Raw genomic sequence first — 14,367 nt, 5'->3', positions numbered from 1 at the left:
CTGAAAGGAACGGGGGAATAGGATGCTCCATGGAAAGAAAATTTGGTGGATAAAATCCGGCAAAGGACGCTTTTTCAGAAAAAGCTTAATTATGATTTTCATCGTTTCCGGCATTCCCGGACTCATTATCGGGGCACTTATTTATTGGATGGCCGGCGGACGGGTAGAAAGCGAGCTGCTGCAGCTTCATTACCAGCAGATTGAACAACGATCCGAACAAATGGATGATCAGTTAAGCAACTTGGAGCTTCTGCTTTCCCACTGGGCCTTCGACAATAAGTTTGACTACAGCCTGAACGGACTGGACTTCGTCCGCGAATTCAAAAGAACGGATGACATTACGAAGACGCTGATCGCCATGCAGGGCTCCAATGCTTTGGTCAAGAAGGCCGAGCTGTTCGTAGGCAGCGAGAGCCAGGTCCTGTTCAATCCCGAATATACGCCGCTGCAAACCCAGCAGGACAAAAGTATATACAGCAAGCTGATTCACGGCAAAAACCTGACTTATTGGACGGATTGGGCATTTGACTGGGCCCATCCGGGCGAGAAGGATCTCACCTTGGTTCACCATATCCCGGGCGGAAGCCCAAATCCGTTTGGCGTGCTGGTCTTCCGGTTTGACAGCGAGAAGATCGCCAGCCTCCTTCAGACGATGACGCCTTATTACGAGGGAGAAGCATTCCTTCAGCAGAAATCGGGGGATCTTTTCGTTTCTGCTAACGGAAGCGCTTCCAATGATCCGTTTGTTCAAGCCCTGCACGAGAAGATTGATGGCATGAACACCGAGAAAGGCTCCTTCTTCTTCAACTGGAAGGGCTCGACGTATACGGTATCCTACGGCAGCTTGTCGAGAATTTCCGATGAATGGCTGTATGTATCGGCGTCACCGATCAACAGCATCATGTCGCCGGTTATGTTTATTTCGAAGCTTATTATTACCGTAAGTCTGATTGCCCTGCTGCTCGCGGCTTTGCTGTCATGGCTCGCTTCGCACCGGATTTATTCGCCGGTGAAGCGGCTTGGAGCACTGCTTGGCGGGCATTCCGGAGAGGCAGCCTGGTCGGGGAAGGATGACGAGTTTACGCTCATCGAGCAGCAGTATCAATACCTTCATAAGGAGCGGCTTGAGCTGAATTCCAAGCTCGCCGAGCAGCTCCCGCATGTGAAGGAAAGCTTCCTGCATCAGCTGCTGCAAGGGTACCTGTACGCGTATTCGGAAGAAGATTTGCTAAGGCGCATGGAAAAGTTCAAATGGGATGTACACAGCCGTCACTTTGCCGTCTTGTTTATTCAGTTAAACGGAATCGCCCATATGGATGAAACGTTCAGGAGCGGCGACGAGGGGCTTGTTACCTTTGCGGCCGTTAATATGATGAAGGAGCTGGTTTCCAAGCATTTCGAACAAAGCGATACGCTTAACTTTCATGATTTGACGGCAGGCATTGTGCTGCTTGTTCCGGAGGGAAGCTCGCTTAAGGAAGCGGTTGAAGCGTTCAGCGAGGAATTAACGACCTCGGTTAACCGGATCTTGCGCATGAGGGTGACGCTGGCCGTCAGCCGCCAGACCGCCCATATTTCCGATCTTCCGAACGAGTTCGAGCGGGTGAAGCAGGCAGTCAGCTACCGCAACTGCGACAGCTCCAACCAGATTATCCATATGGAGCAGGGGGTGCTGGACGGTGAGGCCTGGGCGGAGCCGCAGTATCCTTTCACCCTGGAGCGTGAGCTTATTCAAGCCCTTCGGACAGGAAAAGAAGAGGAGGCGAGCGAGCTTCTGGGAGCATTCGTGGGTGCGCTGTCCGGCGCCGGAGCCAAGGAAATAGACGTGCAGCAGGGGATGCTGCATCTTCTTGGCAATATCCAGCATGTCATTATGGTCTCCGGCGTGAATCCGAACCGGCTGTTCAAGGGAGCCAATCTGTATGAGCAGCTGTCGCAAATCCGGGAGCCGAAGCGGATGCATGCCTGGTTCAAGGATAAGGTGCTGGCGCCTTATCAGAAGGAATTATCCTGCCGCGCGGGCTCCGAGGTGAAGCGCCTGATTGAAGGGGCAATGATTTATCTGCAGCAGAATTACAGGCAGGACATCTCGCTGGATAACTGTGCCGAGCATATTGGCACGAATCCTTTTTATCTGAGCAAATCGTTTAAGGTGGTTACCGGCAAGAACTTTATTGATTATTTGACTGAGCTGCGGATCGAGAAAGCGAAGGAGCTGCTGCGCGATTCGGAAATGAAAATTAACGATGTAGCGGAGCAGGTCGGCTACCAGCACAGCTACTTCAATCGGATATTCAAGAAACTCGAAGGCATGACGCCAACAAGCTACCGGGAGCAGAGCCAGCATCTGTGAGCAAGATCGTGCAAACGGCGCAATAATGTGCAAATGCACTCAGCCCCTTCTGCAATAATGTCTCATTGAGGATTAATCCGCGGTTTTCTACAATGGGGCAAACGGGAGAAGGAGACGAGGGCAAATGGACAAAACGATTCAATTGCACAGCTTATCGCCGCAGCAGCATGCATTGCCGGTTGGTATCACCTGGGGGGTTCCCTGGAAGGAAGGCGAGCTTCAGCGTGACGAGGCTTTGCGTCTTGCGACGAGCCTGGATGAACCGGTCCCGATGCAGCATTGGGCAACAGCCTACTGGCCGGACGGAAGCGTGAAATGGTCCGCGCATGCAGCGGCAGGGACAGGCGGCAGAGCGGATCATTACACCTTGACGAAGGGGGAGGCCGTTATCCCGTCGTTAAGCGTTACGGTGACGGAGACGGACGATACGGTTCAACTGGATACGGGCGCGATGGTCTGCACGTTGGGCAAGCAGGGCAGCCATTGGCTGCGCAGCGTTACCCGCAATGGCATTGAAGTGTGCAGCGGCGGTGAGTTGATCTGCTTGAAGGAAAGCGTGAGCGAGGCATCCGGCGTAAGGACGATCCGGCAGGAACCGTTCGAGAGCAGGGTGTACCGATTAACGGTTGAGCAGCAAGGGCCGGTCCGGGCCGTTGTGAAGCTTGACGGAAGGCATCGCGCGACCGCCGGTTCGCGGGAATGGCTGCCTTTTTCCATGAGGCTGTATGTGTATGCCGGCCTTGAGACGATCCGGATTGTACATACGTTCTTCTATGACGGCAATCCAAACGAGGATTTTATTAAAGGGTTGGGCATCCGTTTCTCCGTCCCGATGAGAGGAGAGCCGTATAACCGGCATATCCGATTCTCCGGGGACAACGGTTTATTCGCGGAATCTCCCAAGACGCTTCATACCCGGCGGACAAAAGGCAAATACCGCGAGCTGTTCGAGCTGCAGACAACGGGCGGCAGGGTTAGCTTTGAGCCTGACGCGGATGCGTATTTCCTAAGCTTGCTGGACGACTCCGCCACATGGGACAGCTTCAAGATCATGCAGCAGTCGTCCGAGCATTACCGGATTTGGAAAAGAACAAGCGAAGGCTGCAGCTGGGTGAAGGTAACGGACGGCCATCGCGCAGGAGGGCTTGCTTATGTTGGCGGAGCAGGCGGCGGTCTTGCCTGCGGGCTTCGGCATTTCTGGAAGAAGCATCCGTCGGGCTTTGAGGTGCATGGGAGTTCAGGGGCCGAGGCTTCCCTTACGGCATGGCTGTGGTCGCCGGACGGCGGGCCGATGGATATGCGGCATTACGATACGAAGACTCACGTAGAGTCGTCTTATGAGGGGGCAGAGGAGCTTCGCGCGACTCCGTATGGAGTTGCGAATACGAATGAGCTGATGCTGTGGTGCACGGAGGAAACGCCAGGGCCTGAGCTGCTGGAGCAGATGAGGGGGGAAACGGACAATCCTTCGCTGCTTGTCTGCGAGCCGGATTATTATCATGAAGCTGGAGCATTCGGGATCTGGAGCCTGCCGGATCATTCGACGGAAGTCACGCGGCAGCTCGAGGAGAGGCTGGACGGCATTATAACGTTCTATCAGGAGGAAGTCGAGCAGCGAAAATGGTATGGTCTGTGGGATTACGGCGATTTCATGCACAGCTATGATCCGGTCCGGCATGTATGGAATTATGATCTGGGCGGCTGCGCCTGGCAGAACACGGAGCTTGCGCCAAATATGTGGCTGTGGATCATGTTTCTGCGCTCGGGCCGGGAAGACATATTCCGGATGGCGGAAGCGATGACGAGACATACAAGCGAGGTAGACGTATACCATTTCGGCGAATATGCCGGGCTTGGTTCCCGCCATAACGTGGTCCATTGGGGCTGCGGCTGCAAGGAAGCTCGGATCGGCATGGCGGGCCTGCACCGGTATTTCTATTATTTGACGGCAGATGAACGGATAGGCGATATGATGAACGAAATGAAGGACTCGGACTTCACGACCGTTAACCTTGATCCGATGCGGGCTTATTTCCCGAAAGACGAGCATCCGACCCATATCCGGGTTGGTCCGGACTGGGCAGCCTTCAGCTCCAACTGGATGACGCAGTGGGAGCGTTACGAAGATGCTTCTTACCGGGATAAGTTGTTGGTCGGCATTAATTGTATCAAAGGAGCCAATTACGGTCTGATCTCCGGCCCAACCTATGGTTATGATCCTCGCACAGGCGTGCTGACGCCAATGGGCGACGATAACTGGGGCCGGCATCTGGCGATTTGCATGGGCGGTCCGCAGGTATGGTTCGAGCTGGCCGGCATGCTGAAGGATCCGGAGTGGGAAGAGATGATGGCGGAGTTTGGCGTGTATTACAACAAGTCGCAGGAAGAGAAGGATAAGCTGACCGGCGGACAGATCAGCGCGAAGCGATTCGAGCATCCGGTGCTTAGCGCGGCGATTGTTGCTTATGGCGCTTATTACAAGAAGGATGAAGAAACTGCCCGGAAGTGCTGGGAGATTCTGCTCGGCAATTCGTTTGCAGCGGTTAACCTGCAGGAGGATGCTCGGTCGGTGGCTCACATCGATGCTCTGCGGGAGATTGATTGGATGAATACCAATGAAGCGGCTCAATGGTCGCTGAATACGATTATTGCCCTGGAGCTGATTGCCGGTCATCTGCCGGAGCTCCGGGAGATGAGGCTGCAGGAGTTGACTTAATGAAGACGGAAAAAAGATGGATTCCGGCTGGTTGGAGAATGATCTATAACAACCCGCTGAGCTCAGCGGAAGAGGTATCCGAATTCCGAATGGAGGGAGACGGCGCCGTCTCCTTCCCGATGGGGCGAATGCGCCTTGAGAGCACCCGGGACCCTGCCGAGGGGCAGGCTTCCAATCTGGTGTTCTGGTGCCCGGAGCAGTTCCCGGCGGACATGGCAGTTACTTGGGATTTCTGGCCGGTCCGGGAGCCGGGGCTCGCTATTCTGTTCTTCTGCGCGGCAGGGCGCGAAGGACAGGATTTGTTCAACTCCGGACTTGCCGAGCGGACTGGCATTTATGAGCAGTACCATCACGGAGACATTAACGCCTTTCACGTGTCTTATTTTCGGCGGAGGTATCCGGAAGAACGGAAGTTTCATACATGCAATCTGCGCAAAAGCCATGGCTTCCATCTTGTTGCTCAAGGAGCGGATCCCATACCGGCTGTTGCGGATGCCGCCGGGCCGTACCGGATGCAGCTTCTGAAGCAGGGACCCTATGTGCAATTTGCCGTGAATGATCTGCTGCTGTTTAGCTGGAGGGATGACGGCTCCACTTGGGGACCGCTGCTTGGGAAAGGGAAGCTTGGTTTCCGGCAGATGGCTCCGCTTATTGCGGAATACGGGAATTTGCAGGTGTATGCCCCGTAAGGGGCTGCCTGCTTGCAGAGTCGGGAGGGTAATGGAATGAACAAGATATTAATGTGCTTTCCGGAAGGGAGGCATAAGGCGTTAACGCTCAGTTATGATGACGGCAAGCTTGCCGACCGGCGGCTGATTGATATTTTTAACCGGCATGGGCTGAAGGGGACCTTTCATCTCAATTCGGGACTGATGGGATCAGGCGATAGAGTAGGGGCGGAGGAAGTAAAGGCACTCTATGCGGGGCACGAGGTATCGGCCCATACCCTGACTCATCCGACCATAGCCCGCTGCCCGAATGAGCAGATCGTATACGAAGTGACGGAGGACCGGCGTAATCTGGAGCGTCTCGTCGGTTATCCCGTGCGGGGAATGTCGTATCCGAATGGCTCCTATAACCGGCGAATTAAAGATTTGCTGCCGGGTCTTGGCATCGAATACGCGCGGGTTGTCCCAAGCACGGGTCATTACGGCATGCCGGATGACTGGCTGGAATGGCAGCCTACCTGTCATCATAACCGGGACCTGATGAAGCATGCAGAGGAATTCGTTGGTCTTCGGAAGACGCAATATTTGTATCTGATGTATGTCTGGGGACACAGCTACGAGTTTGATATGGACAACAATTGGGAGCTTATGGAGCAGTTCGGGCAATACATAGGCGGGCATTCCGAAATCTGGTATTGCACCAATACGGAGCTTGTTCAGTATACGAAAGCTTTCGAGAGCCTGAAGTTTGCGGCGGATCTCAGCTTTGTGCATAACCCGTCGGCCATCGGCGTGTGGCTGAACGTAAACGGCGAGGCTGCGGAAGTAAAAGGCGGAGAACAGATCAGCTTTTCTAAGGAGGAAATAAGATGACTCTTGTATCCACAACAGAACCTTATCTGCTAGGTACGATAGATATTCGTGAAGCAGGACCTCACTGTAAATCGCTGTTGGGCGATTTGAACGGGGACGGGCGGATGGAGCTCTTGCTTGTACAGCCGGATAACCGTCAGGATGTCCGGTATATTCCCCATCAGGTCCAATGTCTAACGGCTTACGATCTCGAGGGCAACCTGCTCTGGCAGACCGGCAAGCCGAACCACGGAGCGGGCCGCGCCGGTTCGGATTATCCGGCTCAGATTGCGGATATCGACGGAGACGGCAGGCTTGAGGTGCTGTGCGTGATGGAGGGCCAATTCCTTATCCTTAACGGACATGACGGCAGCATTCGGTCGGTCCATGAGCTGCCTGATCCGCATGCCCATGACTGTATTATCGTTGCTAACTTGACCGGTGGAGCGCACGCGGGCGACATTATTCTGAAGGACCGTTATCACCGTCTGTGGGCGCTGGACGGGGAGTTTAAGCTGTTATGGACGCATGAGGGGAATCCGGGTCATTTCCCGTGGGTCTACGATCTGGACGGAGACGGCCATGACGAAGTCATGGCGGGCTATGATCTGCTGGATCATGACGGCAAGCTCTTATGGAGCTGCCGGGATCTGGACGATCACGCCGACTGTATCTGGATTGGCGACGTGAACGGAGACGGAGAGCCGGAGCTTGTGATCGGGGGCAGCGTCACGGTGATGTATGACCGGCACGGCAAGGAGCTGTGGCGTTATGAGGGGTCTGTTGAGTCGCAGCATATTGCGCTGGGGCGGTTCCGCGCCGACCTGCCGGGCCTGCAGATTGCCGGGCTTGACCGACTTGTCCGGGAGGATGACGGCAAAGGCCTTGTTGGCAAAGACGCACTGTTTCTGTTAGACAGCGAAGGCCGAGAGCTCTGGAAGGAAGACCGCAAGACTCCGGGCTGGCTGACCATTATTGAACCGCTTAGGGGTTGGGCCGAGGATGCCCCGGACTATATTTTGGCGTATCGGCGGGGCGGCGGTGTATTCCCTACCCTGTATGACGGTGACATGAATGCCGTAGTAGAGTTCCCTTCGGAAGGGTATGCCGTCCACGCGGATCTATGGGGCAGCGGTACGGAACAGGTCATTATTTATTCCAATGATACCGCGTCTATTTATTCTAGTAAGCAAGCTAAGCTAAGCGAGTGCGCAGCAGGTTCTTCGCTCCCGCAGCCCAAACGGCTGTCGAGCTCAACGCTGTATCCGGGCGGAGAAATAAAGTAGAGGAGCTAGAGACGGAAATGACTCAAAACTATCGATTTGATTTTGGCACTGGTGCCCCGGCAGAGGGTTATACAAAGATTACGCCGCAAACGGTGTACGATTCTTTTACGGGCTACGGGTTTAACAGGACGGACAAAGTGAATGCCAAGGACCGCGTAGAGCCGGGAGCACTGCGCAGAGATTTCTGCATCCCGCTGAATACGGCGTTTCTTCTGGACCTGGAGAACGGTACTTATCGCGTATCCGTTCTGCTTGGTGACGAGATTGCCGAGACTGAAACCACCATTAAGGCTGGACAGGGCCGGCTGATGGTGCATAAGCAACGGACTACGCCGGGCAGCTTCTCCCGGATCAGCTTCTCGGTCTATGTAACGGGCGGCCAATTGAAGCTTTCGTTCTCCGGGCTGGCGCCTCGCATTAATGCGATGGAGGTAGAGTCTGCGCCGCAGGCTTGCACGATTTTCCTTGCCGGAGATTCGACGGTAACCGATCAGCCGGATGACGGCTACCCTTATGCAGGCTGGGGGCAGATGCTGCCGGTGTTCGTCAAGCAGGATGCGGCTGTAGCGAATTATGCCTTGTCCGGCCGCAGCTCCAAGAGCTTCATCGGCGAAGGAGTTCTGGACCAAATCTGGAGCAGCATCAAGCCTTACGATTATTTGCTTATCCAGTTTGGCCATAACGATCAGAAGCATGATGAAGAGAGGTATACGGAGCCTTTTACCACCTACAAGCAAACCCTTAAGACATATATTGACGGAGCAAGGGAACGCAAGGCTATTCCGATTCTGGTGACATCCGTACAGCGCCGGTTCTTCGAAGAGGACGATACGCTCCGCGATACGCATGGCGATTATTTAACCGCGGTAAGGGAGCTGGCAGCGGAAGAGGAAGTGCCTTTAATCGATCTGGCGAGGTCCAGCAAAGCCTTGTTCGAGGATCTTGGCCCGGAGGAAACAAAGAAGTTGTTCATGTGGCTGGCACCCGGAGAATTTATGAATTTCCCCGACGGAGCAGAGGACAATACCCATTTTCAGCAGCAGGGCGGCATCGAAATCGCAAGACTGGTCTACGAAGAGCTGAAGGCGCTCAAGCTGCAGCCACTTATCCTGTATTTGCGTTAATGCCATATGATGATGAAATCCAGCAGATTTTGACAAAAAAAATCGCAGGCAAAATGGAAATTCTGATAAAAAAGTTGGTTGCCAATTGATGGATATAGAAGTACAATTGGTCTCATGAAACCGCTTTCTTCGTTTTTTGGCCTGAAGAAGTCACGCTGGATTTCATCTTTTTAGGCATTTCATGAAACGGGTTTCATGAAACCGGTTTCTGTGAATGAAGGGGGGAGCTTGCCAGCTTTGCAGCGTTACCCGCGTTTGATCGTACTCTGCTTTATCAAAAGGAGCGAACAGAAAGTGCGGAAAAAACCGATTGTATGGCTTTTACTACTCTCGCTATGGGTTTCATTGTTCAACTTTACGCCGATCCACAAGGTGTCGGCAGCTTCGGAAATTGATTTTCAAGATCATTTCACGGATGGAGACTATACAGCTGGTCCGGAATGGACAGCAGCCTCCGGCACATGGACCGTCGCAGCGGATCCGGCTGACGCAAGCAACAAGGTGCTCAGCCAGACCGATACCGGCGAAGGCATTATAACAACGGGAGATAATTGGACCGATTCCACCGTCACAATGCGCTTCTACACGGGAGCAGGCGGGGCTTATCCGGGTATTCTGGCCCGGGTCCAAGATTATAAAAACTTTTACTATTTCCAAATGCAGGCTCAAACCGGACTTGTATTATCCAAACGGATAAACGGGGCTAATGGTACCACGGATACAACTATCAAAAGCGTTGCCTATCCGCTGGCCAAAAACACATGGTATACCCTGAAGCTCGTTCTTATTGGCAGCTCGATCAAAGGTTATATCGTGGAAAACGGCGCCGACAAGCTGTTGATTGATGCGGTGGATACTACTTATGCAAGCGGCAGAATCGGCATCCGCAACAAATGGCAGGCGATTCAGGTCGACGATGTACAAGTCGCCGAAATTCCTGCCGCGAACTCGACCGTTATTCAATCGGATGCCCAAACAAGCTCCTCGGTATCCTTGAAGTGGGATGCTGTAGAAGGTGCCGGCAGCTACAATATTTACCGTTCCGCCACGGCCGGCGGCGGTTATGCCTTTCTGGCGAGCAGCGCTGCCAACAGCTATTCGGACACGGGACTTAGCTCTGATACGTCTTATTACTATAAAGTGGCTTATCTATATGGGGGGCTGACCGAATCGCAATGGTCTCCGGAATTCAGCGTGAAGACGATAGGCGCTCCGCCGGCTGCGCCAACCGGGCAGACCGCAGCAGCGGTGAACTCGTCGAAAATCAATCTGGCATGGGTAGCCGCAGCCAAGGCAACCGGCTATAAAGTGTACCAGTCTTCGGATGGCGGCGATACGTTTGCCAACGTTTACGACGGTACGGCTTTAAGCTTCCAGGCTACGGGCTTGTCAGCCAATAAGGAGTACAAGTACCGAATTACCTCTTACAATACGTTTGGCGAGTCGGCGCCTGTTAACGTTCAGGCAACTACTTTCGCGTTTGACGCACCCGCTAATTTCAAGGCGGCGTCTAAAACGGATTCTTCGGTAGCCTTGACCTGGGACGCCGTAGCGGGAACAGCCGTTACCTATTCCGTTAAGAGGGCGGGAAGCGCAACGGGAACCTTTGCCGAAGTGTACAACGGGACGGAAACGACCTTCACAAACACCGGATTAATACAAGGAACGGGTTACTTTTACACGATAAGCGCGGTGGTAGACGGTGTCAGTTCTTCCGCCTCCGATCTGCTTGGCGTAAGCGCGGTACGAACATCCTTTACTCCGGGAGCATTATGGGCGGATACAACCGGCAATCCGATCGATGCTCACGGCGCCGGCGTGATGTATGACGAGAAGACGCAAAAATATTACTGGTACGGGGAATATCACAAAGGCGGATGGCCTGCCGCTGGCGTACGCGTCTACTCTTCCACGGACCTGATGAACTGGAAAGACGAAGGCATGGCGCTTACGTTAATCAATTCAATGGATGACTTCACGAATGATCCGCTCATTTCCGAGCTGTATGAAGGAAGAACGGATACCGTGAACATCTGGGCGGATATCCGCAAAGGAAGAATTGTTGAACGTCCGAAAGTCATCTATAACGATGAAACCAAGAAATACGTCATGTGGGCTCATATTGACGGCGACAAGGACCCGTACAACAATAACGCCAACTACGGCAAAGCCCAAGCCGGGGTTGCGATCAGCGATTCACCTACCGGACCATTCGTCTACCAGCGCAGCTACCGCATGGATCTGGCGCCGGCAGGCGAGACCGATTACCATCCAAGCGATAAAGGGATGGCGCGGGATATGAACCTGTTCAAGGATGATGACGGCACAGGCTATCTGATCTATTCCAGTGAAGAGAACCTGACGATCTACATCTCGAAGCTGACGCCTGATTACCTTGATGTAACAGGGTGGCATAAAGACGGCAACCTGGACGAGAACGGAAATGCTGTCCGCGATACGTCGTACAAAGCCGTGTACGGCGTCGACTATGTGCGCGTATTCCCGGGCGCGCAGCGTGAAGCGCCGGCGATGTTCAAGTATAACGGCCATTATTACATGATTACTTCCGGCGCAACGGGCTGGGCAGCGAATCAGAACAAATATACGGTAGCCGATAACATCTTTGGGCCATGGGCTCCGATGCAGGATCCGTTCGTGCGCACTTCATCAAGCGATCCGGATCCGGCAAAAGCATTTAATACCCAATCGACCTTCGTTATTCCGGTTAATCCGGAGGAAGGCAAGTTTATCTATGTAGGCGATATTTGGAATGGCGGGAACTTTGCCAATGACGGCGCCAAATACGTATTCCTGCCGATCGAGTTTGGCATGGGGACAGACATTGCAATCAAATGGTATGCGAACTGGACACCGGATCTTCTGGATGCGATGGGTCAGGTCAATGTGACGACCAAGTTCCCGGAAGCAGTGAAGCTTGGAGAGGTACCGAATTTGCCGGCTCAAGTTGACGTATTGGAGAAAACGGGAACAGAATCCACGCCAGTTGCCTGGTCCGTGAATTCGCACGCTCTTACGGCAGCGGACTTTGCGAAGCCAGGTCCAATCACGGTTCAAATGACGCTGCCGGAGCATCACAACAAGGTGCAAAGCATCAAGATGTATGTCGTGCCGGGCAATGCCCTGTATTTTGTTAACGCGGGCGGTTATGCGACTTCCGACTACAAGCTGCTTGCCTCCTATATGCAGGATACACTGGCGAATAAAAGCGTAGTCGAGCAAGCTTATAATCAAACGGACGAAACACCTTGGGGATATCTTGGCGTTGATTCGATGCCTTCCGGTTCGGCAGACGGGGATATTTACTCCACGGTCCGTTATTTGAACGGCGGGAACGTAACGAACTCTCCTAAAGGCAAGGATTTGTCTTATCAATTCACGTTAGAGAACGGCTCTTATGACGTCTATCTGGGCTTCAATGATCCGTGGACGAATTCGTCGAGAAAGGCCGATCTGCTACTTAATAACGAGAATAAAGGCGCGATTACTTTCACGCCGAGCCATACAATGGCATTTACAGGGGTGAATGTAACAGAAGGATCCCTTAATATCACGGTAAGAAATACGGCTGCGCAAGACCCGATGATCAGCTGGATCATGCTTGTTAAGCCAGACTTGACCCCGTCTGCAGACCCGACGCTGGGACTGTCGGCAGCGGCAGCATCTTCGACAAGCGTGAAGCTTGCCTGGAACAAAACGACCGGTGCGCTTGGCTATAACCTGTACCGTTCGACCAGCGAAGCAGGCACCTATACGAAGGTGTACAGCGGGACGGCTGGAACTTATACCGATACCGGCTTGCCGTCGGAACATACCTATTACTATAAAGTTGGCGTGATTGACGGTACGGGAACAGAGTCGGCTGTGTCAACCGTGCAAAATGCTGCAATTGCACGTACTGCGAAAGAGATTGCGGACGGCATCACCGCGATTACGGCTCCAGCGAGCAATGCAACGGTCTTAACGCTGCCTGTTATTCCAGCCGAGTTCACGGTGGCTATTCTATCCTCCGACAGCGAAGTAATCAGCACGGATGGCGCGATTACGCCGCCGAGCTCGGCCACAACCGTGAATCTCGTCCTTCGCGTGACCCGAACTTCGGACAGCACGACAGCGGATACGGTTTCAATTGCCGTAGCAGTACCGGCTAAGTCGAGCCAGGGCAGCGGCTCAAGCTCATCCAACGGCTTGACGCCGGTCGTTACGGCGGAGCTGGCGAGATTGACGGTAAACGGCGTATTTGATTCCGCTTCCAAGGTTGCGAAAGGGACAGTTACCGCGGATGATTTGAATAAAGCCATTTCGCTTGCGCCCGTTTTGCGGGATGGAAGAAAAGTCGTGGAAATCGAACTTCCGCAAGTCACCGGCGCGGAAGCGTATGAACAGCAGATCCCAGCAGCCCTGCTCGCGCAGCTGGGCAAGTCGCAGGAAATCCGGGTGAAGACGCCATTTGGAACCGTTGCATTGCCTGCGGGAATGTTCTCGGCAGCAGAGCTTGCCTCCGCTAAGAATGTGACTCTTCACATTGGATCGGCAAACTCTTCGACTGCAGGAAAACCTGCTGTAGAAATTCATATACTGGCTGACAACAAGCCGCTCGCTTTCCATAACGATAATACGCCGGTTGTTGTAACCATTCCCTATACGCCGGCAGCAGGCGAAGCATTGGACCATCTCGTTATCCTGCATGTGAACGACGATGGTACAACGGAGCCAGTGCCAAGCGGCCGCTATGATCAGGCAGCAGGTGTAATGGTGTTTACAACAACGCATTTCAGCAAATATGCGGTTGCTGAAGTTCACAAGACATTTACCGATCTTGCCGTGGTTCCTTGGGCCAAAGCACAGATTGAAGCACTGGGTTCCAGAGGAATCATTAACGGCACTTCGGCTCTAACGTACTCGCCGAATAGTGCCGTAACAAGAGCTGATTTCATTAAGCTCCTTGTATCGACGCTTGGACTGACGGCCGAAGTTGATTCGAACTTTGCAGATGTCAAAACTGACGATTATTACTACCAGGCGGCAGGCATTGCGAAGAAGCTTGGCATTTCAAACGGTATGGGCAATAACCGCTTTGATCCTCGCGCGAGCGTTAGCAGACAGGATATGATGACCCTGACTGCCAAAGCTTTAGTTGTGGCGAAAAAGCTGTCCGCGATGAATGGCACAGCCGGTGATATCAGCGGTTATGCGGATGCTGATCAAGTAAGCTCGTATGCGGCTGAAGGCATTGCTACCCTTGTTAAGAACGGCATTATTCAGGGTGCGGGCAACAAGCTGTCTCCGCATGAGACTACGACAAGAGCAGAAGTGGCCGTCATGCTGTATAACATTTACAAGAACTAGA

General features: G+C 53.5%; 7 protein-coding genes. All 7 read left to right on the top strand.

Annotation, left to right across the window (positions count from 1 at the left end):
- The first annotated feature begins 91 nt into the window (after positions 1–91).
- On the top strand, positions 92–2,353 hold the full coding sequence (locus M3194_RS04480; protein WP_311289545.1) for a helix-turn-helix domain-containing protein: 2,262 nt from the start codon (positions 92–94) through the stop codon (positions 2,351–2,353).
- A 124-nt stretch (positions 2,354–2,477) separates the two neighbouring features.
- On the top strand, positions 2,478–5,069 hold the full coding sequence (locus M3194_RS04475; protein ID WP_251651862.1) for an exo-rhamnogalacturonan lyase family protein: 2,592 nt from the start codon (positions 2,478–2,480) through the stop codon (positions 5,067–5,069).
- On the top strand, positions 5,069–5,758 hold the full coding sequence (locus tag M3194_RS04470) for a YesU family protein (protein WP_251651860.1): 690 nt from the start codon (positions 5,069–5,071) through the stop codon (positions 5,756–5,758). The genes M3194_RS04475 and M3194_RS04470 overlap by 1 nt, the downstream gene beginning before the upstream one ends.
- A 36-nt stretch (positions 5,759–5,794) precedes the next feature.
- Positions 5,795–6,610 (top strand): polysaccharide deacetylase family protein, encoded by an 816-nt coding sequence (locus tag M3194_RS04465; RefSeq protein ID WP_251651858.1) that lies wholly within the window; start codon positions 5,795–5,797, stop codon positions 6,608–6,610.
- Positions 6,607–7,875, top strand: a complete 1,269-nt coding sequence (locus tag M3194_RS04460; protein ID WP_251651856.1) for an FG-GAP-like repeat-containing protein — start codon at positions 6,607–6,609, stop codon at positions 7,873–7,875. Before M3194_RS04465 ends, M3194_RS04460 begins: the two co-directional genes overlap by 4 nt.
- 17 nt (positions 7,876–7,892) lie before the next feature.
- On the top strand, positions 7,893–8,999 hold the full coding sequence (locus tag M3194_RS04455) for a rhamnogalacturonan acetylesterase (protein WP_251651854.1): 1,107 nt from the start codon (positions 7,893–7,895) through the stop codon (positions 8,997–8,999).
- Positions 9,000–9,293: 294 nt separating this feature from the next.
- Complete coding sequence (locus M3194_RS04450; RefSeq protein ID WP_251651852.1) at positions 9,294–14,366, top strand: S-layer homology domain-containing protein; 5,073 nt, start codon at positions 9,294–9,296, stop codon at positions 14,364–14,366.
- Position 14,367 lies beyond the last annotated feature (1 nt).

It is taken from the genome of Paenibacillus glycanilyticus, from assembly GCF_023715145.1.
Classification (GTDB): domain Bacteria; phylum Bacillota; class Bacilli; order Paenibacillales; family Paenibacillaceae; genus Pristimantibacillus; species Pristimantibacillus glycanilyticus_A.
This window is presented reverse-complemented; position numbering and strand designations above follow the sequence as displayed.